Raw genomic sequence first — 18,736 nt, forward strand, 5'->3', positions numbered from 1 at the left:
AAGCTAAAGTAAATCCTGCAACACCGGAATGAGCGGTTCATCGGCCGGCGGCATCGGATAATCGCGCAGTGCCTGCGGGCGCACCCATTTGATTGCCTGGCCCTCACGACCATGCGGAATGCCCTCGTAGCGGCGGCAGACATAGAGCGGCATAAGCAGGTGGAACGTATCGTAGCTGTGGCTTGCGAAGGTCAGCGGCGCAAGACATGGCACCTTCGTCGAGATACCGAGCTCTTCGTTCAGTTCGCGCACCAGCGTTTCCTCGGGCGTCTCGCCGGGTTCGACCTTGCCGCCTGGAAATTCCCACAGGCCGGCAAGCGACTTGCCCTCCGGCCGCTGCGCCAGAAGGATCCGCCCATCCGCATCGATCAGCGCACAGGCTGCGACCAGGAGCAATTTCCTTCCGGCTTCGCTCATTCGCAACGCTCCCGCCAATAGCAATAGTGATAGGCATCACGGAAGCCGAGACGCTCATAGAGCGCGATTGCCGGCGCATTGGAGAGTTTCACCTGCAGCCAGGCTGTACGAGCGCTGCGCATCCGCGCCCAGCGCAAAGCCGACGTCAGGATCTCGATACCAAGCCCCTTGCGGCGATGGCTATCGGCGACCGACAGCGACATAATGCCGGCAAGATCATTGTCCTGCACGCAGAGGACCGTTGCCAGCGAGCCTTGGATTGTATCCTCGATCATGAAGAGACCGGACGGCGGCTTGATTGCAGAAATGATCTCGGCAAGCGCTGGCTTCATCGAAGGTGACGCCTGGTCGACGGCGAGATTGGCATCGACGAACCGGCCAACGTCATGTGTTGGAAGGTGATCGAGCGTATCGGGCAGATCGGCCTGCGAGAGATCGCAGACCATGACGGCCGTCTCATCGAAACGTTTCCAACCCTGTTCCTTGATCATGTCGATCAGAACAGGCGATGCAAGCGGTGTCTCGCGCAGCACGGCGGAGCGGCCATAGGCCTCGAATTTACGGCTTGCCTTCTCCAGCCTGATCTCGACGTCACGATGGTCGGACGGATCGAGCGGCACGATGGAGTTCAGGCGGTTGGAGGGATGGCCGGCGGTTAGGCGAACCTGCCAGCTTCCGTCATATTGCACGGAAGCGGCCGGCCAGGCGCGAAAGCCCACGGCCTCCAGCCGCCGGACCAGCGGCAGGTTCTGCTTCTGAAGGGATGCCTGCATCAACGAACGATCAGCTCCGGTAGTCGCCATTGATCGCAACATATTCCTTGGTGAGGTCGCAGGTCCAGACCGTGGCCTTGCCGGAGCCGAGGCCAATGTCGACCTTCACAGGAATATCCTGCTTCTTCATGACAGCCGAGGCAGCATCCTCGGAATAGCTGGGGTCACGTTCACCATTGACGGCAACACGCACATCACCGAACCAGATGGCGAGCCGGTCACGATCGGCCATTTCGCCGGCCTTGCCGACAGCCATGACGATCCGGCCCCAATTGGCATCTTCGCCGGCAGCAGCAGTCTTGACCAGCGGCGAATTGGCGATGGAAAGGGCGATCGTCTTGGCGGCGGCATCGCTCTCGGCGCCGGTGACGGTGATCTCGAGCATCTTCGTCGCCCCCTCGCCGTCGCGGGCAACCTGGATTGCCAGGTCCTTGAGAAGGTCGTTGAGCGCCGAACGGAATGCGCCGAGCTGCGGATCGTCCGCGCTTGTGATCCGAGCCTGTCCGTCGGTCGCTGCTGCACCTGTCGCAAACAGCATCAGCGTGTCCGAGGTCGAGGTGTCGCTATCAACCGTCATGGAATTGAAGCTCGGTTCGACGCCGGCAGACAAGAGCGACTGCAGTACGGGGGAATCGATCGCAGCGTCGGTAACGACGAAGGAGAGCATGGTCGCCATGTCGGGCGCGATCATGCCGGCTCCCTTGGCGATACCGTTGATCGTCACCTTCACACCGCCAATTTCAGCCGTCCGGGTCGCGACCTTCGGATAGGTGTCGGTGGTCATGATCGCCTTGGCGGCCTCGAACCAGAAATCGCCCGTCGCATCGGCGTGCATCTTGTCGAGCACACCGGCAAATTTGCTGGCGTCGAGCGGTTCGCCAATGACGCCGGTCGACGCGAGAAAGATTTCATTTTCGCGGCAGCCGACGGCGGCAGCGGCGGACTTTGCCGTGAGCTCGGTCGCGGCGCGGCCCTTCAGGCCGGTAAAGGCGTTGGCATTGCCGGAATTGACGACAACGGCGCGTGCCGTCCCGTGCGGCAGGTTGGTCCGGCAGAAATCAACCGGAGCGGAAGGGCACTTCGACTTGGTGAAAACGCCGGCAACGGCAGCCGGCGCATCAAAGACCATCATCAGCACATCCGTCCGGTTCTTGTATTTGATGCCGGCGGAAGCGGTCGCCATGCGCACGCCGCGAAGCGCGGGCAGCGAGGCAAAGGTTTTCGGGGCAAGCGGAGAAACGGTAGCGGACATAGAATGAGACCTGCCAATATGCATTTCCAGGCGAAGTGGAAGCCGGTCCGCCATCCGGAAATGCGACGATGATAGTGAAGGGCCCGGAAGAACCGGGCCCAAATGCTGATGATTACTGCTGCGGCGCCGGTGCCGGCACGGGCTCGGCGCCCGGCTCTGGCTGCTTGTTCGCGTTTTCGTAACCCTTGCGAAGCGTTTCGTCCATGATCTCGACCTTGGCCTTGGCTTTCGCATCGTTCAGAAGCGCAAGATACTTGTCACGCATGACGAGTTGACGAACCTGGTCCTGTACCTGTTCGAACGGCGGCGGCGGAGCGTCGCGCTTATCCTCGACCTTGATCACATGATAACCGAAGTCGGTCTTCACAGGTGTCTTGGAATAGGTGCCCTTTTCGAGAGAGAAAGCAGCATCCTCGAATTCCTTGACCATGCGGCCGCGGGTGAAGTAGCCGAGGTCGCCGCCGTCATCCTTGTTCGGATCGGTGGACTTTTCCTTGGCGAGCTCGGCAAAATCCTTGCCGGCGTCGAGCTGCTTGATGACGTCCTTGGCCTCGTCCTCGGTCTTGACGAGGATGTGGCGGGCGTGAACCTCTTCCTGCTTCGGCAGGGCGGCAACTTCCTTGTCGTAGCGCGCCTTGACGTCGGCATCGGTCACGGTATCGACGACATGCTTCTTGAAGTAGGCGTTGTGAAGCTCGCGGTCGGTCAGGTACTGCATGCGCTTCTTGAAGTCGTCGGTCTGGTCGAGCTTCTCGGCGGTCGCGTCGGAAGCCAGAAGCTTCACGTCGATGGCGGCCGAAAGTGCGGCGACCTTCTTCTGGTCATCGGGAAGCTGCGCGAGCTGTGGGTCGAGATTGGCGACAGCCAGATCGAGTTCCGACTGATGGATTTCCAGATTGCCGACCTTGGCGACGACAGCGTCATCGGCAAAGGCGGGAGCCTGAAACGCCACGAGGGCGGTAAACGCCAGCGCGGCAAGTTTTTTACTGCTCAACATCAAATAACCCTTCACAATTATAGCCGCCGGCTTCAGCTTTCGTGAATCCAGCCCGAAAACAGCCTTCAACACCGGAATGTGGCCTTTCTATATCAGCCAAATCCGTTGACATCATTTGCCCCCCCTCTTATCTGTCACGCAACCTCGCGTCCAGAACAGTTTCCGGGCGTTTTCAAGCGTGCGCCTGTTTTTCGGCTGGGTGGCGAATAAGAAACGTCGGGGAAGAATATTCAGAAAGGACCAGTCATATGGTCAGCTTTGGCGGTATTGCCCGCAAGTTATTTGGCTCAGCCAACGATCGCCGCGTGCGGTCCTTCCAGCCGAACGTCGCCGCAATCAACTCTATTGAAGAGAAGACCAAGGCGCTGACGGACGAGCAGCTTGCCGCAAAGACGGTGGAGTTCCGCGCGCTCCTCGCAGAAGGCAAGTCACTGGACGACATCCTGATTCCGGCCTTCGCGGTCGTTCGCGAAGCCTCGCGCCGCGTTCTCGGCATGCGACCTTTTGACGTACAGCTCGTCGGCGGCATGATCCTGCATTCCAATGCCATCGCCGAAATGAAGACCGGCGAAGGTAAAACGCTGGTCGCGACCCTGCCGGTCTATCTGAACGCACTCGCCGGCAAAGGCGTGCATGTCGTCACCGTCAACGACTACCTCGCTCAGCGCGACGCAGCGACCATGGGCCGTCTCTACGGCTTCCTCGGCCTGACAACGGGGGTCATCGTCCATGGCCTTTCCGACGAGGAGCGCCGTGACGCCTACAATTGCGACATCACCTACGCGACCAACAATGAACTCGGCTTCGATTATCTGCGCGATAACATGAAGTACGAGACGAACCAGATGGTCCAGCGCGGCCATAACTTCGCGATCGTCGACGAAGTGGACTCGATCCTGGTCGACGAAGCGCGCACACCGCTCATCATCTCCGGCCCGCTCGACGATCGCTCCGACCTTTACAACACCATCGACACTTACATTCCGCTACTGACGCCGGAAGACTATGAGATCGATGAAAAGCAGCGTTCGGCGAACTTCTCCGAAGTCGGCACCGAGAAGCTGGAAAACCTGCTGAAGCAGGCCGGCCTCCTGAAGGGCGCCTCGCTCTACGACATCGAAAACGTCGCGATCGTTCACCACATCAACAATGCGCTGAAGGCTCACAAGCTCTTCCAGCGCGACAAGGACTACATCGTCCGCAACGGCGAGATCGTCATCATCGACGAATTCACCGGCCGCATGATGCCGGGCCGCCGCTATTCGGAAGGCCAGCATCAGGCGCTGGAAGCCAAGGAAAAGGTGCAAATCCAGCCGGAAAACCAGACGCTGGCTTCGATCACCTTCCAGAACTACTTCCGCATGTATGCCAAGCTTGCCGGCATGACCGGCACGGCCCAGACGGAAGCGGAAGAATTCGGCAACATCTACAATCTCGACGTTCTCGAGGTGCCGACCAACCTGCCGATCAAGCGTATCGACGAAGACGACGAGGTCTACCGGACCGTCGAGGAGAAGTACAAGGCGATCATCACCGAGATCCTGGACGCGCACAAGCGCGGCCAGCCGGTGCTTGTCGGTACGACCTCGATCGAAAAGTCGGAATTCCTGGCCGAGCTGATGCGCAAGCAGGGCTTCACGAACTTCCAAGTTCTGAACGCCCGCTATCATGAACAGGAAGCCTATATCGTCGCCCAGGCCGGCGTGCCGGGTGCGGTGACGATCGCCACCAACATGGCCGGCCGCGGTACCGACATCCAGCTCGGCGGCAACCTCGACATGCGTCTCGAGCATGAGCTCGCCGAAATCGAGCCGGGCGCCGAGCGCGACGCGAAAGTCGAGGCGATCCGCGAAGAAATCAAGGCGCTCAAGGAAAAGGCGCTTGCCGCCGGCGGTCTCTACGTTATCGCCACCGAGCGCCATGAAAGCCGCCGCATCGACAATCAGTTGCGCGGCCGTTCCGGCCGTCAGGGCGACCCCGGCCGTTCCAAGTTCTATCTTTCGCTTCAGGACGACCTGATGCGCATCTTCGGCTCCGACCGCATGGACAGCATGCTGCAGAAGCTGGGCCTCAAGGATGGCGAGGCGATCGTCCATCCCTGGATCAACAAGGCTCTGGAACGCGCGCAGAAGAAGGTCGAAGCCCGCAACTTCGATATTCGTAAGAATCTCTTGAAATATGACGACGTTCTGAACGACCAGCGCAAGGTCATCTTCGAACAGCGTGTCGAGATGATGGAAGCGCCGAACATTTCCGAGACTGTGTCCGATATGCGCCGCGAAGTCGTCGACGATCTCGTGACCACCCATATCCCCGAGCGCGCCTATGCCGAACAGTGGGATGCCGCAGGCCTGAAGACACAGGTCACCAACATCCTCAATCTCGATCTGCCGGTCGAGGACTGGGTGAAGGAGGAAGGGATCGGCGAGGACGATATTCGCGAGCGCCTGACGGAAGCCACCAACGCCGCCTTCAACGAGAAGGTCGAGCGTTTTGGCCCCGACATCATGCATTATGTCGAGCGTCAGGTCGTCATGCAGACGCTTGATCATCTGTGGCGCGAGCACATCGTCAATCTCGATCACCTGCGTTCGGTCATCGGCTTCCGTGGTTACGCCCAGCGCGACCCGCTGCAGGAATACAAGTCTGAAGCCTTCGAGCTCTTCCAATCGCTGCTCAACAATCTGCGCCAGGCTGTGACCGCGCAGTTGATGCGCGTCGAGCTGGTGCAGCAGGCTCCGCCGCAGCCGGAACCGCCGCTGATGCAGGCGCATCACCTCGACCCGACGACGGGCGAGGACGAGTTCGCCAACACGACTTACCAGGCAGAGGAAGTGATCGTGGCGCCGGAAAATCGCAATCCTGACGATCCCCAGACCTGGGGTAAGGTGGGCCGCAACGAAGCCTGCCCCTGCGGCTCGGGCAAGAAATACAAGCACTGCCACGGTGCTTTCGAACAGGTTTGAGAATGGCGCCCTCGGGCGCCATTTTTCTTCGGTAGTTCCGCCCAATTATGGATCACCGCCACAGGCAAGACCTCCTCGCAGGGCATACCGTTTCTTAACCCTGGTCTGGCAAGACTTGGCCATGCGAATGCCCTGCCCTTAGAGTTTTGCGTGTTCAGAATGGCGGTCATAGAAACAGCGGAAAAGATGCTGCCCGCGGGGCTGCGGCCGATCGCCGGCCGGGCGCGGCGCATGCTTGCCGCGGTCCTGACCGAACGGGGCGACAAGGCCGCCGCCCAGCGTATGGCGCTGATCGCCTTTTCGATCCGCATTCTGAGTGCGGCCCTCGCCTTCCTGTCGCAGATCATACTTGCCCGGCTGATGGGCGAATATGAATACGGCATCTTCGTTTTCGTCTGGGTGCTGGTCGTTCTATGCGGGGATCTTTCCTGCCTCGGTTTCCACACCGCGATTGTCCGCTTCCTGCCGCAATATCGCGCTGCCGGCGCCTTCGCCGAAATCCGCGGCCTGACGGGTATTGCGCGCATCTTTGCAATGGTCTCGGGCACGACCGTTCTCATCGCCGGCATGCTTGGCCTGCATTTCTTCGGCGACAGGATCGAGAGCTACTATCTGGTTCCGATCTTCCTCGGCCTCATGGCGATGCCGATGATCGCGCTCGGCGACATCCTCGAGGGCACGTCGCGGGCCAATCATTGGCCCGTCATGGCGCTGAGCCCGGTCTATATTGTCAGGCCGATCCTCATCATCCTCTTCATGCTGGCTGCGATTTTCTTCGACGCGCCGCATACGGCAGTCACCGCCATGCAGGCAGCGCTCGCGGCGACCTTCGTCACGGCACTCGGCCAATATGCCGCAACCCTCTATCGGATGCGCAAGCATTACGATGCCGGCCCGCGCAAGGTCGATTTCGTGGAATGGCTCGGTGTCGCATTTCCGATCTTCCTCATCGAAGGCGTGAGCTTCCTGCTGACCAATTCCGATGTCGTCGTCGTCGGCATCTTTCTGGAGCCGCACGACGTTGCGATCTATTTCGCAGCGGCCAAGACCATGGCGCTGGTACATTTCATCAATTTCTCGGTAAAGGCCGCCGCCGGCCCGCGCTTCTCCTCGATCATTGCCGAGGGCAACCGAGCCGATCTCGCAGTTGCGGCTATCGATGCCGCGCGCTGGACTTTCTGGCCGGCGCTTGGCGCCGGTCTCGCGGTGCTGGCCGCCGGTCATATGCTCTTGTCGCTCTTCGGAGGCGCCTTTACAGCCGGTTATGTGCTGATGGCGATCCTGCTGGCTGGTATTCTTGCCAAGGCGCTGATCGGTCCCGCCGAGACGCTGTTGATGATGGCGGGTAAGCAGAACCTCTGTGTCGCCCTTTACGCCGGAGCACTCGCCGCCAATGTCGGCCTCAATCTCCTGCTGATCCCTCACTACGGCATTGTCGGCACGGCAATCGCCACGGCCTCCGCCATGGCCGTGGAAGCGATCCTGCTGCATGTCTTTGTCCGTCGTGCGCTCGGCTTCGCACTTTTTGCCTTCGCAACCCCTTCCATCGCAACGCCAGAAATGAGAGCCCGATAGATGGTACGTGTACCACCCATCACCGAGAGCACCGACAGCAACGCGAACCGCATGGTTCACGATCTCGCCGCGCTCAAGTTCGAGGCGCCGCAGGCCGAAGCACGGATCGAAATCGGCCGGCTGGGGCGCGAGCTCTGCCTTTACCCCGGCAGGCTGGGTTACGATCTGCAGGAAGAATTGGACTTCCTCTCCAACCGCGCGATGGAACCGAACGTCTTTTTCAGCGGCCGTTTCCTGGCGCCTGCCATGCCGCGTCTGGAAGACCGGCAGGTGAATTTCGCCATCATCCGCGACGAGAACGAACATCGCAGCCGCATGCGCCTGCTCATGCCCTTCTCGGTCGACAAGCCCGGCTTTGCCGTCGGCCCGTCGATCATCCGCGGCTGGGCAAACAGTTTCGGTCCGCTCGGCACGCCCTTGGTTGATGCAGAGGAAGCGGCGGAGACGCTCGACAACCTCTTCGAAGGTCTTGTCACGCCGGACCTCGGCCTGCCGGGCACACTGGTGCTGCCGGATGTACGGCTGAACGGCATCTTCGTGCGCATGGCAAAGGCGGTGGCCCTCAGCCGCAACCTGCCGCTGACAGTTGCCAATCCCTATGAGCGGCCGATGCTGCAAAGCGATGACGACGCCATGGTCTATCTCGGCCGCACCATATCCTCCTCTCACCAGCGCGAGATGCGTCGTCAGTGGCGGCTTCTCGAAGAACTCGGTAATGTCGTCCACACCGTTGCCCGCCAGCCACGCGAAATCCACCTTCGCTTCGAGGAATTCCTCGCGTTGGAGGCCGGCGGCTGGAAGGGCAAGCGCCGCAGTGCGCTGGTGACCGACCGCTATCACACCGCGTTCGCCCGCGAGGCCGTCTCCAATCTGGCGGAAGTCGATGCCGTCCGCATCCACACGATCGACATTAACGGCAAGGCGATTGCTGCCGTGGTCGTACTGATGATGGGTGGCGAGGCCTATACCTGGAAGACTGCCTACGACGAGAGCTACTCCCGCTATTCGCCAGGCAAGCTGCTAATGAGCGAACTGACCGAATGGCATCTCGACGACGCCAATGTCGTACGCTCGGATTCCTGYGCGGTCTCGGATCATCCGATCATGAGCCGCTTCTGGCAGGAACGCGAGGAGATGGGCACACTGGTGATCGGCCTCACCCAGAACGGTGACCGCGACATGCGACAGGTCGCGGCTCAGCTTCACATGTACCGCAGCACCCGCAACATGGCGAAGATGCTACGCGAGAAGATCATGTCGCTCGCCGGCCGCGGTTAGCTTTTAGCTTCCGCCGCAGCCTTTTCCCGCAGCAGGCGCCGGATGACCTTGCCCGTCGTCGTCAGCGGCAGAGCATCGACGAATTCGACCTCGCGCGGATATTCGTGCATCGAAAGCCGGGTTTTCACCCAGTCCCGGATCTCCACCGCCAGTTCCGCGCTCGAGCTGTAGCCCGGCGAAAGCACGATATAGGCCTTGACGATCTCCGTGCGCAGCGCATCGGGCTTTCCGACGGCGGCAGCAAGCTGTACGGCCGGATGGCCGATGAGACAGTCCTCGATCTCTGCAGGCCCGATACGGTAGCCAGATGAGGTGATGACGTCGTCGTCGCGGCCCGCAAAGGTGACATAGCCCTCTGCGTCCTGCCGGCCGATATCGCCGGTCAGCAGCCAACCCTTGGCATATTTCCTGTCTGTCGCATCGGGATCGTTCCAGTAACCGAGAAACATTACTGGATCAGGGCTGGCGATTGCGATCTGCCCCTGCTCTCCGACCGGCAGTTCGTCACCTTCGTCACTGACAATAGCAACCCTGTGGCCGGGCGAGGCTCGCCCGATCGCGCCAGCTTTGGTCACCCCGAAGGCAGAGCTCGAAGACAGCACGAAATTGCACTCCGTCTGCCCGTAAAATTCATTGACGGTAATGCCAAGCGTGCGGCGCGCCCACTCGTAGGTTTCGCGCCCCAGCGATTCACCCGCCGAACCGATGGTGCGCAGCACGAGATCGTATTTCGAGCGCGGCTCCTCGACGGATTTCAGGAGCCGGAGCGCCGTCGGCGGAATGAAAGCATTACGCACACTCATCTCGGCCATGATGCGATAGGCCATGTCGGCATCGAATTTCTGGGCCGGCGAGGAGACGACAGGCACGCCGAGCAGCAAGCTCGGCAGCAGCGCATTGAGCAGCCCGCCCGCCCAGGCCCAGTCTGACGGCGTCCAGACCTTGTCTCCGGCCTGCGGAAAACCTTCATGGGCAAACTGCATGCCGGGAATATGGCCGGCGACAACCCGGTGACCATGCAATGCGCCCTTCGGCGGCCCCGTCGTGCCCGACGTGAAGATCATCAGCGCTGGCTCGTCCGGGCCTGACGACACAATTTCGAAAGCGGAAGAATAGGCAGAGACCAGCTCGGCAAAACCGAGCGTACCAGCCGATTCTCCCTCGATCGAGACGACGTGCTTGACGTCAGGCAGCCGGTCGCGGATCTGGTTGATGCGTGCAAGCCCGAAGCCGTTGGTGACGACGGCTGTCGCGCCCGCAGCCTTCAGCCGGTATTCCAGGGCCTCGACCCCGAAGAGCAGCGCCAGCGGCAGCGCGATCGCGCCCATCTTGTAGATCGCGACATGCGAAACGACCGTCTCGAAACATTGCGGCAGGAGTAGCGCGACCCGATCCCCCCTGTCGATGCCAAGTGCTGACAGCGCATTGGCGAAGGATGAGGAGCGGGCGGCAAGCTCGCCATATGTCAAAGACAGATGGTGGCCGTCGGGACTGAAATGTTCGAGACAGACGCGATCCGGATCACGCGCGGCCCAATCGTCGCTGACGGCACGGCCGATATTGAAATCCTTTGATATCTGCCAGGAAAAATCGCGGTAGAGCGTGTCATATCGATCGCCGGGCGGCAGTTTCATAGGCATGATCCAGTAAAATGCTGCACCAGCTAACACCTCACCGGTCGAATGTGCAAGCATTGTAATCCGCAAGCATAGGACGACATCCCGCCTGCCCATCACGTATTATTGCGCTAACTGCAGAAGACATTCTCCGCGTACTCACTGAGACTTCGGCAATTTCTGCACTACATCATGCGCATGCGCCTGGGGAGCCGCTGAAATTCATCACGGAGCACTTTTATGGAATATGTAAAACTCGGGAAAACCGGTCTCGAAGTCTCGAAGATCTGCCTCGGCTGCATGACCTATGGCGATCCGGACCGTGGAAACCACGCCTGGAGCCTGCCTGAAGAAGGAAGCCGCGCATTGCTCCGGCAAGCGATTGAACTCGGGATCAATTTCCTCGACACGGCCAATACCTATTCCAACGGGTCCTCCGAGGAGATTGTCGGCCGCGCCATCAAGGATTTCGCCAAGCGTGAGGATATTGTTCTCGCCACCAAGGTCTTCAATCGCATGCGCCCCGGCCCGAACGGCGCCGGCCTCTCGCGCAAGGCGATCTTCGACGAGATCGACAACAGCCTGCGTCGTCTCGGAACCGATTACGTCGACCTCTACCAGATTCACCGGTGGGACTACACGACACCGATCGAGGAAACGCTCGAAGCTCTCCATGATGTCGTGAAAGCCGGCAAGGCGCGTTATATCGGCGCCTCCTCCATGTATTCCTGGCAGTTCGCCAAGGCGCTTTATACCTCCCGCCTCAACGGATGGACGGAATTCGTCAGCATGCAGGACCATCTGAACCTGCTCTACCGCGAGGAAGAACGGGAGATGCTGCCCTTCTGTGAAGACCAGAAGATCGGCGTCATTCCCTGGAGTCCCCTTGCCCGCGGCCGGTTGACCCGTGACTGGGACGATAAGACCAACCGCAGCGAGACCGATGAATTCGGCAAGACGCTCTACAAGCAGGCTGAAGATGCCGATCGCAAGATCGTCGAGAAGGTTGCCGAAATTGCCAAGGGCCATGGCATCTCCCGCGCGCAGGTCGCCACCGCCTGGATCCTGCAGAAAAGTGCCGTCACCGCGCCGATCATCGGCGCATCCAAGGCGCAACACCTCACGGATGCCGTCGGCGCGCTGACCGTGAAACTCAGCGCCGAAGACATTGCCGCACTCGAAGCCCCCTATATCCCGCACAATGTTGCGGGCTTTAAATAACACGCGCCGGCAATCTCCCTCTGCTGGTGCGGAGGGAGACCCTTTCAATTTCCAAAGTCGGGACTTTCAGGCGAGCGCCGCGCATGGAATATCAGTGCTCAGCTGGGTCACGACCATTGAGGCAGATCATCACGAGCCGGTCACACTTAGGCCTTAGCCGTTTCGGGCAAACAGAGGGCCCGCCGCATGACCATCTTTCCCTACGAAGCTCGCCGCTTCCGCACCACCGCTACCTACTATAGCCGCTTCCGCGTCCCCTATCCGGACAGGTTGATCGAACGTGTTACCGAACGAACCGGCCTGAAACCCGGTGATCGTCTGCTTGATCTCGGCTGCGGCCCGGCACCGCTCGGCATCGCCTTCGCACGCCTCGCCGGCGCCGATGTAATCGGGATTGATCCCGAGCCGGAAATGCTGGATGCAGCACGCGAGAATGCGTCCGAAGCCGCGGTCACTATAAGGCTTATCCAGGGTTCCTCTTACGATCTCGGCCAGGATCTGGCGCCGTTGAAGCTTGCAGTCATGGGCCGCGCCTTCCATTGGATGGACCGCCCGACAACGCTTGCCGCACTCGATAAGCTGATCGCTCGCGATGGCGCTGTCGTTCTCTTCTCCGACAGGCATATCGCGGCCGCACCGGATTGGCGTGATGTCCTGCATCAGCTGTCAGAAACCTATTCGCCGGAAAAAAACGCCGAACGCAAATTGCGCCGCGCGCCGGAATTCGGACCCCACGAGACGGTCCTGCTGCGCTCCCCCTTCCGCAACCTCGAACGCATCGGCATCGTCAACGAACGGATAATCGGGACGGAGGACATAATCGGCCGCGCCTTCTCCATGTCCGTCACCTCTCCACAGGCGCTGGGCGACAAGACAGAAGAATTCGAGACGGCCTTCCGCAGCGAACTCGCAGCGCTCTCGCCGAACGGCACCTTTACTGAAATCGTCGAAGGCCTTGCGATGATCGCCTTCCGAGACTGAAGCAACTCCAGCAAAAGCGCGGAGCCGTTTTGCAACGGGAATGCGCGAATGACCTAGGATGGTTGCGCCGGATCGAGCCTGCGGCGCATCGTGACCAGAAATTGCTCGGCGAGCGCCCGGTCCTCGACCGCGCGGGCAAGAATGACGGCCCCCATCATCGATGAAAGCGTTGTCGTCGCATTGGCACGGCGCTCTTCCTCAGTCGCGCCGGGCACCACTTCCTTCAGCACATCGACCAGCGTGGACAAGCCCTCGCTGAAGGTCGCACGAACCGCCCCTTCGCTGCGGCTGACCTCCTGGATCAGCGACGCAAAGACGCAGCTTCCACCGGGATCGTCGACCGTGCGCCAATGGATGTAATGATCGAGCAGCGCCTGAAGCGGACGGTCTGGATGGCCGACAATCAACTCACGCCAGCGTTCCTCCACCCGCTCGATCAGCTTGCGGCTCACCTCCAAGGCAAGATCGTCCTTCGATTCGAAATGACCGTAGAACCCGCCATGCGTCAGACCCGCGGCTTTCATGATGTCCGCAACGCCGACGCCGTCGAACCCGTTTTCGCGGAAGAGCACGCTGGCTGCCGTCAAGATCTTCTCGCGGTTTTCTGCAAATTTCTCGCGGGTAACCCGCATTTTTCGTCTCCGGAAATGGTCGCTTGACAATTTATATGATGTCCATCATCAATATGCAACAAATATGATGGTCGTCATGTAAATCGGCCTTGTATGGTCCCGACGTCACAAACGGAATTTGCCCATGGTCTCTGCTGTACTTGCTTCAACCCTTGCCCGGCGAAACATCCACTATGGATGGGTTGTCGTCGCAGCCACCTTCCTGACCATGCTGGTAACTGCCGGCGCAATGGGCGCGCCGGGCGTGCTTATCAAGCCGCTGCAGAACGAGTTCGGCTGGGAAACTTCGCAGATTTCCTCCGCACTTGCCATCCGCCTGATCCTTTTCGGCCTGATGGGACCGTTTGCGGCCGCCTTCATGAATTATTTCGGCGTCCGCAAAGTCATTGTCTTCGCCCTTGCCTTGATCGGCGCGGGCTTCGTCGGCTCGCTGTTCATGACCAAGCTCTGGCATCTGCTGGCGCTCTGGGGCATCGTCGTCGGCTTCGGAACCGGGCTGACTGCCATGGTGCTGGCGGCCACGGTTTCCACCCGCTGGTTCGTCAAGCATCGCGGCCTTGTCGTCGGCATGCTCTCGGCAAGCTCGGCGACCGGCCAGCTCGTCTTCCTGCCACTGATGGCGGAATTGACCGAACGCTACGGCTGGCGCGCCACGGTCTTCTTCGTCTGCGCGATGATCATGGTTGCTGCTCTTCTCGTGCTGCTTTTCATGCGTGACCGCCCCTCGGACGTAAACCTGCCCTCGGTCGGCGAAACTCAGGTGACGCCGCCCCCCGCCCGCGGCACACTCGCCGCCGCCCTTGCAACGCCGATCACGGTTCTCAGGGAAATCTCGACGACTTCGACCTTCTGGATCCTGTTTGCCACCTTCTTCATCTGCGGTCTCAGCACCAACGGCCTGATCCAGACGCATTTCGTGACCCTTTGCGGTGACTACGGCATTATGCCGGTCGCAGCCGCCAGCGTGCTTGCCGTCATGGGCATCTTCGATTTCTTCGGCACGATCGGCTCCGGCTGGCTTTCCGACCGCTTCGACAATCGCTGGCTGCTTTTCTGGTATTACGGCTTGCGCGGCCTCTCGCTGCTCTTCCTGCCCTTCAGCGATTTCTCGTTCTACGGCCTGTCGATCTTCGCCGTCTTCTATGGCCTGGACTGGATCGCCACGGTGCCGCCGACCGTCAAGATTGCCGCTGACCGCTTCGGCCGTGAAAAAGCCGGTCTCGTCTTCGGCTGGGTCTTCGCCGGCCACCAGCTTGGCGCTGCAACCGCTGCTTACGGCGCCGGCCTGTCGCGTACGGCGCTGGAAAGCTACCTGCCGGCATTCTTCATTGCCGGTGCCTTCTGTCTGCTCGCCTCGGTTCTGGCGATCACGCTGAAGAAATCGGGCCTAACCGGCGCAAGCGCAACTGTGGCCCACTAAACACAAAATTCGAAGCGGCTAAACTTCGCCCGCCGTCTTGCACGCGCGGGCGAACGCATGTTAGACAGCCGCCTCGTATTTCGCTGCCCCATTGGCGGAATTGGTAGACGCGCTCGACTCAAAATCGAGTTTCGAAAGAAGTGCTGGTTCGACCCCGGCATGGGGCACCAAATATCTCTAAATATCAGATCTAGTATATTTGCCCCGCCCTGAAGGGCGAGGCACCATCCATGGCCGACGATGCTGAAGTTCCACGAAGTGCAGGACCTCAGCCGGCTGTTTAGTCACACCGTCTGACCGTTTTTGTCACCGTTCCTTCCTCAGTCTCGCGGCTCACGCTACGCGTGTAGCAGCGGTCACGGTCCCGATCGCGATAACGATCACGTTCGCGCACCGCGCCGAACGTAATGCCGCGATCACTGATGGTAACGCCGGGTCGGACCCGGTCTCGGTCACGGTCGTAACGATCATAACCGTCATAGGCGCGCTCGCGTGTGACTGTAACGCTGCCTGCCATCGCAGGCGCCGCAGCCGAGCCCAGGGCAAGGGCAGCGATTGCACAGTTGATGATGATCTTTCGCATATCTCTTCTCCTCGTCTTCATGCATAGGCAACGACCCAGGAGCTTCGTGGTTCCGCCCAAAAAGGCAGCGCTTTAAGCCAATTCTATTCAAATCAACTCTTTAACTTTGCCGACGCTTCGTCCTAAAGTGCCGGCCTTGCGGCATTTTGAGAGGGCTGATGCACCAGGAAACGGGACTCATTGCGACGGTAGCCATAAGCTTCGTCTTTGCAGTAATTCTTGGCTACGGCGCGGACAGGTTGAGGCTGCCGCCACTTGTCGGCTATCTTGCCGCCGGGGTCGTCATGGGGCCGTTTACGCCGGGCTTCGTTGCCGATACCGAGCTTGCGAGCCAGCTTGCCGAAATGGGCGTGATCCTGCTGATGTTCGGCGTCGGCCTTCATTTCTCGGCATCCGATCTTCTTGCCGTGCGCGGCATCGCAATACCCGGCGCCATTGGCCAGATTCTCCTTGCCACCCTGCTCGGCATCGGCCTCGGAGAACTCTGGGGCTGGAGCCTCGGCGCCGGCATCGTCTTCGGCCTCAGCCTTTCGGTTGCCAGTACCGTCGTACTTCTGAAGGCGCTGGAAGAACGCAACCTTGTCAACACCGCCGGTGGGCGTGTTGCCGTCGGCTGGCTGATCGTCGAGGATCTTGCAATGGTGCTGGCGCTCGTGCTTCTGCCGGCACTGGCCGAGCTTTTGGGTGGCCATGCGGGTGAAGCCTGGCACGGCCTCGACCTGCCTCTCTGGGCCACGATCGCGCTGACCTTGCTGAAGGTCGCAGCTTTTGCCGCCATGGCGATCTTCCTCGGCCCGCGTATCGTGCCCTGGCTTCTGACGCTGATTGCCCGCACCGGCTCGCGTGAGCTTTTTACTCTTGCGGTGCTTGCCATCGCACTTGGCATCGCCTTTGGCTCGGCGGCGATCTTTGGCGTTTCCTTCGCGCTCGGCGCCTTCTTTGCCGGCGTGGTCATGAGCGAATCCCATCTCAGCCATCGAGCAGCAGCCGATTCCCTGCCGTTGCAGAACGCTTTCTCGGTGTTGTTCTTCGTCTCGGTCGGCATGCTCTTCGATCCATCGATCATCGTGAAGCAGCCGCTTGCCGTCGTCAGTGCCTTGGCGCTGATTATCATCGGCAAGGCGATTATCGCCTTCGGCATCGTAACTTTCTTGCGCTATCCGATCGGCATGGGCCTGACGGCCGCCGGTGGCCTTGCTCAGATCGGCGAATTCTCATTCATCCTCGCTGGACTCGGTGTCTCCCTCGGTCTGTTGCCGCATGAGGGGCAGGATCTGATCCTCGCTGCAGCGATCCTCTCCATCACCCTTAATCCGCTGGTCATCTTCGTAGCGGAAAACCTGAACCGCCATATCAGGACGAAATGGCCGCGTGTCTACGACACGTACGGCCGCAAGAATCAGGACACTCTCAGCCGCGAACTCGAGAAGATCCGTGCAATCGGCGAGGAGCGTGAACGCCAACACCATCTGCGCATCCAGCAACTGATCGATACTTTCCCGCTCTTTTCAGAGGTCGACGAGGATGCACTGGAGGAACTGCTGCTGCTCTTCCAGGCTAGACTTGCTCCACCCGGTGAACGTGTGATCCGACGCGGCGACCGCGGCGACAGCATGTATTTCATTTCTTCCGGCGCGGTCGAAGTGAGGCTGGCAAGCGGTTCGGTTCGCCTGGAGCCCGGCGCCTTCTTCGGTGAAATGGCGCTACTCAGCGGCGGCCGCCGTACGGCTGACGTCATCGCCGTCGATTTCTGCCAGTTCGAAGTGCTGGAGCGCCGCGATTTCAACATGTTCATGTCGCGTCATCCGAACCTACGTGCCATCGTCAGCGAAATGGCCCAGAAGCGCACCGAAATGAACGTCATGCGCCAGCAGTGGGAAAAATCCATGGACCTGTCGTAAGCGCTCCGGGGGCTAGTCGTTGCCAAACCCCTGTCACGCTGTCGTAGTGCTATCCAGCGCCGGCCAGTACAGGTCTGAATCGAAATCAGCTGGAATACGATCGAGACGGCACATTGCCTCGGCAGCATATTCGATCTGCATGGCGAGGTATCTGAGTGATGACGGCATCGGCACACCAATGGCAAATTCCATGACCCGTGACCGGTGATATCCGCTGGCACCGAGACGCCGCTCGGCCTCGCGCCGAACATCCTCATGTTCCGGCCGGCGGTGTTCCGCTTCCTTGTTCCATTCTTTGGCGGCGCTGAGCCCGCCGTCTATGACCTTCAATCTCATGGGGTGCCGTCAGTATTTCGATCTGCCGGTAGCTTGCCGCAGATTCGCCCCCTTGCCATCCTGCTAAATCTTGGGAGGGGACCAGGTCGATCACGAAAATTTTCAACGCGAACGTCGTCAAGCCGAAGACCAAGCATTTACAGCGTCACGATCGCCCCCTAATGCTTTGTGCGTCGCAACAAGGAAAGGAAACGGATGCTCCGCAGACTTTACGACTGGACCATGTCTCTGGCCTCGAAGAAATCGGCCGAAGTCTGGCTCGCCGTCATCGCCTTCGTCGAAAGCTCCGTCTTTCTGGTTCCCGCGGACGTGCTCTTCCTGCCGATGGCACTTGCCAAGCCCGAACGCTCCTATCGCTACGCGATCGTCGCTACCATCGCATCGGTGCTGGGCGGAATCGCCGGCTGGGCGCTCGGCTATTATGCCTACGAGGCTGTCGCGCGCCCGGTGCTGGAATTCTATGGAAAGCTCGATCAATTCGAGCAGATGAAGTCCTACGTCACCTACGAGACGATCCTCCTGCTTCTCGTCACATCGGGTCTGGCGCACCTTCCGCCAATCAAGATCGTCACGATTCTATCCGGCGTCATCCACGTCAGCCTGCCGCTCTTCATCGTTTCGGCAATCATCGCCCGCGGCGCCCGCTTCCTCTTCCTTGCCTGGCTGCTGCGCCGTTATGGCGAGCCGATCCGCCACTTCATCGAGAAGCGCCTCGGCCAGATCGTCGGCGTCGGCGCGGCGGTCGTGATCGTGCTATATCTAGCCTACAGATATTTTGCCCACTGAGC

16 protein-coding genes and 1 tRNA gene are annotated in these 18,736 nt (G+C 60.3%); 9 read left to right on the forward strand and 8 right to left on the reverse strand.

Features of this window, described 5'->3' with window-relative positions; genetic code table 11:
- Nucleotides 1-3 precede the first annotated feature (3 nt).
- From mutT to AC1DF8_RS07360, 4 genes are all read right to left on the reverse strand, one after another.
- A complete protein-coding gene (gene mutT, locus AC1DF8_RS07345) occupies nucleotides 4-417 on the reverse strand; it encodes an 8-oxo-dGTP diphosphatase MutT (RefSeq protein WP_112970903.1) in 414 nt (137 codons plus the stop codon).
- Nucleotides 414-1,220 carry a GNAT family N-acetyltransferase gene (locus tag AC1DF8_RS07350; RefSeq protein WP_112545137.1) on the reverse strand — a complete coding sequence of 269 codons (807 nt, stop codon included), beginning with the start codon at nucleotides 1,218-1,220 and terminating at the stop codon, nucleotides 414-416. Before AC1DF8_RS07350 ends, mutT begins: the two co-directional genes overlap by 4 nt.
- The gene (gene argJ, locus AC1DF8_RS07355; protein WP_477995524.1) at nucleotides 1,201-2,442 is read right to left on the reverse strand and encodes a bifunctional glutamate N-acetyltransferase/amino-acid acetyltransferase ArgJ; all 1,242 of its coding nucleotides are present in this window, start codon (nucleotides 2,440-2,442) and stop codon (nucleotides 1,201-1,203) included. The genes AC1DF8_RS07350 and argJ overlap by 20 nt, the downstream gene beginning before the upstream one ends.
- Before the next feature lie 112 nt (nucleotides 2,443-2,554).
- The gene (locus tag AC1DF8_RS07360; protein WP_113204405.1) at nucleotides 2,555-3,439 is read right to left on the reverse strand and encodes a peptidylprolyl isomerase; all 885 of its coding nucleotides are present in this window, start codon (nucleotides 3,437-3,439) and stop codon (nucleotides 2,555-2,557) included.
- A 248-nt stretch (nucleotides 3,440-3,687) separates the two neighbouring features.
- Between AC1DF8_RS07360 and secA the strand changes: the two genes are divergently transcribed.
- The 3 genes from secA (at nucleotide 3,688) to AC1DF8_RS07375 (ending at nucleotide 9,258) form a co-directional block, all read left to right on the forward strand.
- Nucleotides 3,688-6,405, forward strand: coding sequence for a preprotein translocase subunit SecA (gene secA, locus AC1DF8_RS07365; protein ID WP_113144836.1), 2,718 nt, complete (start codon nucleotides 3,688-3,690; stop codon nucleotides 6,403-6,405).
- A 159-nt stretch (nucleotides 6,406-6,564) separates the two neighbouring features.
- Nucleotides 6,565-7,980: a lipopolysaccharide biosynthesis protein gene (locus AC1DF8_RS07370; protein ID WP_477995525.1), complete on the forward strand. Its 1,416-nt coding sequence runs from the start codon at nucleotides 6,565-6,567 to the stop codon at nucleotides 7,978-7,980.
- Nucleotides 7,981-9,258 (forward strand): GNAT family N-acetyltransferase, encoded by a 1,278-nt coding sequence (locus AC1DF8_RS07375; RefSeq protein ID WP_112545133.1) that lies wholly within the window; start codon nucleotides 7,981-7,983, stop codon nucleotides 9,256-9,258.
- Here AC1DF8_RS07375 and AC1DF8_RS07380 read toward each other — a convergent pair.
- Complete coding sequence (locus tag AC1DF8_RS07380; protein ID WP_477995526.1) at nucleotides 9,255-10,892, reverse strand: AMP-binding protein; 1,638 nt, start codon at nucleotides 10,890-10,892, stop codon at nucleotides 9,255-9,257. The two genes, AC1DF8_RS07375 and AC1DF8_RS07380, sit on opposite strands and share 4 nt — an antisense overlap.
- 222 nt (nucleotides 10,893-11,114) lie before the next feature.
- On the opposite strand from AC1DF8_RS07380, the gene AC1DF8_RS07385 reads away from it, so the two are divergent.
- Entirely contained in the window at nucleotides 11,115-12,095 is a 981-nt protein-coding gene (locus AC1DF8_RS07385) for an aldo/keto reductase (protein ID WP_112545511.1), read from the forward strand.
- Between the two features lie 186 nt (nucleotides 12,096-12,281).
- Nucleotides 12,282-13,076 (forward strand): class I SAM-dependent methyltransferase, encoded by a 795-nt coding sequence (locus tag AC1DF8_RS07390; RefSeq protein ID WP_477995528.1) that lies wholly within the window; start codon nucleotides 12,282-12,284, stop codon nucleotides 13,074-13,076.
- A gap of 53 nt (nucleotides 13,077-13,129) precedes the next feature.
- Here AC1DF8_RS07390 and AC1DF8_RS07395 read toward each other — a convergent pair whose 3' ends face one another.
- Nucleotides 13,130-13,708 carry a TetR/AcrR family transcriptional regulator gene (locus AC1DF8_RS07395; RefSeq protein WP_477995530.1) on the reverse strand — a complete coding sequence of 193 codons (579 nt, stop codon included), beginning with the start codon at nucleotides 13,706-13,708 and terminating at the stop codon, nucleotides 13,130-13,132.
- A gap of 124 nt (nucleotides 13,709-13,832) precedes the next feature.
- Here AC1DF8_RS07395 and AC1DF8_RS07400 point away from each other — a divergent pair, with 124 nt between their 5' ends.
- Both AC1DF8_RS07400 and AC1DF8_RS07405 read left to right on the forward strand, forming a co-directional pair.
- Nucleotides 13,833-15,128 carry an MFS transporter gene (locus AC1DF8_RS07400; RefSeq protein ID WP_112970896.1) on the forward strand — a complete coding sequence of 432 codons (1,296 nt, stop codon included), beginning with the start codon at nucleotides 13,833-13,835 and terminating at the stop codon, nucleotides 15,126-15,128.
- 85 nt (nucleotides 15,129-15,213) lie between these two features.
- Nucleotides 15,214-15,298: transfer RNA gene (locus tag AC1DF8_RS07405), tRNA-Leu, on the forward strand.
- Nucleotides 15,299-15,408: 110 nt separating this feature from the next.
- On the opposite strand, the gene AC1DF8_RS07410 is transcribed toward AC1DF8_RS07405, so the two are convergent.
- Complete coding sequence (locus AC1DF8_RS07410) at nucleotides 15,409-15,711, reverse strand: hypothetical protein (protein WP_477995532.1); 303 nt, start codon at nucleotides 15,709-15,711, stop codon at nucleotides 15,409-15,411.
- Between the two features lie 158 nt (nucleotides 15,712-15,869).
- Here AC1DF8_RS07410 and AC1DF8_RS07415 point away from each other — a divergent pair, with 158 nt between their 5' ends.
- Nucleotides 15,870-17,612, forward strand: coding sequence for a cation:proton antiporter domain-containing protein (locus tag AC1DF8_RS07415; RefSeq protein WP_477995534.1), 1,743 nt, complete (start codon nucleotides 15,870-15,872; stop codon nucleotides 17,610-17,612).
- A gap of 33 nt (nucleotides 17,613-17,645) precedes the next feature.
- Here AC1DF8_RS07415 and AC1DF8_RS07420 read toward each other — a convergent pair whose 3' ends face one another.
- On the reverse strand, nucleotides 17,646-17,948 hold the full coding sequence (locus tag AC1DF8_RS07420) for a hypothetical protein (RefSeq protein ID WP_477995536.1): 303 nt from the start codon (nucleotides 17,946-17,948) through the stop codon (nucleotides 17,646-17,648).
- Between the two features lie 195 nt (nucleotides 17,949-18,143).
- Between AC1DF8_RS07420 and AC1DF8_RS07425 the strand changes: the two genes are divergently transcribed.
- Nucleotides 18,144-18,734 carry a YqaA family protein gene (locus AC1DF8_RS07425; RefSeq protein WP_112545518.1) on the forward strand — a complete coding sequence of 197 codons (591 nt, stop codon included), beginning with the start codon at nucleotides 18,144-18,146 and terminating at the stop codon, nucleotides 18,732-18,734.
- The last annotated feature ends 2 nt before the right edge of the window (nucleotides 18,735-18,736 follow it).

The sequence above is a fragment of the Rhizobium sp. 05N49 genome (genome assembly GCF_056396805.1).

What these genes read in the sequence shown, in the direction of transcription:
- mutT (WP_112970903.1), bottom strand. Translation starts at nt 417, where the DNA reads ATGAGCGAAGCCGGAAGGAAATTGCTCCTGGTCGCAGCCTGTGCGCTG.
- AC1DF8_RS07350 (WP_112545137.1), bottom strand. Translation starts at nt 1,220, where the DNA reads ATGGCGACTACCGGAGCTGATCGTTCGTTGATGCAGGCATCCCTTCAG.
- argJ (WP_477995524.1), bottom strand. Translation starts at nt 2,442, where the DNA reads ATGTCCGCTACCGTTTCTCCGCTTGCCCCGAAAACCTTTGCCTCGCTG.
- AC1DF8_RS07360 (WP_113204405.1), bottom strand. Translation starts at nt 3,439, where the DNA reads ATGTTGAGCAGTAAAAAACTTGCCGCGCTGGCGTTTACCGCCCTCGTG.
- secA (WP_113144836.1), top strand. Translation starts at nt 3,688, where the DNA reads ATGGTCAGCTTTGGCGGTATTGCCCGCAAGTTATTTGGCTCAGCCAAC.
- AC1DF8_RS07370 (WP_477995525.1), top strand. Translation starts at nt 6,565, where the DNA reads ATGGCGGTCATAGAAACAGCGGAAAAGATGCTGCCCGCGGGGCTGCGG.
- AC1DF8_RS07380 (WP_477995526.1), bottom strand. Translation starts at nt 10,892, where the DNA reads ATGAAACTGCCGCCCGGCGATCGATATGACACGCTCTACCGCGATTTT.
- AC1DF8_RS07385 (WP_112545511.1), top strand. Translation starts at nt 11,115, where the DNA reads ATGGAATATGTAAAACTCGGGAAAACCGGTCTCGAAGTCTCGAAGATC.
- AC1DF8_RS07390 (WP_477995528.1), top strand. Translation starts at nt 12,282, where the DNA reads ATGACCATCTTTCCCTACGAAGCTCGCCGCTTCCGCACCACCGCTACC.
- AC1DF8_RS07395 (WP_477995530.1), bottom strand. Translation starts at nt 13,708, where the DNA reads ATGCGGGTTACCCGCGAGAAATTTGCAGAAAACCGCGAGAAGATCTTG.
- AC1DF8_RS07400 (WP_112970896.1), top strand. Translation starts at nt 13,833, where the DNA reads ATGGTCTCTGCTGTACTTGCTTCAACCCTTGCCCGGCGAAACATCCAC.
- AC1DF8_RS07410 (WP_477995532.1), bottom strand. Translation starts at nt 15,711, where the DNA reads ATGCGAAAGATCATCATCAACTGTGCAATCGCTGCCCTTGCCCTGGGC.
- AC1DF8_RS07415 (WP_477995534.1), top strand. Translation starts at nt 15,870, where the DNA reads ATGCACCAGGAAACGGGACTCATTGCGACGGTAGCCATAAGCTTCGTC.
- AC1DF8_RS07420 (WP_477995536.1), bottom strand. Translation starts at nt 17,948, where the DNA reads ATGAGATTGAAGGTCATAGACGGCGGGCTCAGCGCCGCCAAAGAATGG.
- AC1DF8_RS07425 (WP_112545518.1), top strand. Translation starts at nt 18,144, where the DNA reads ATGCTCCGCAGACTTTACGACTGGACCATGTCTCTGGCCTCGAAGAAA.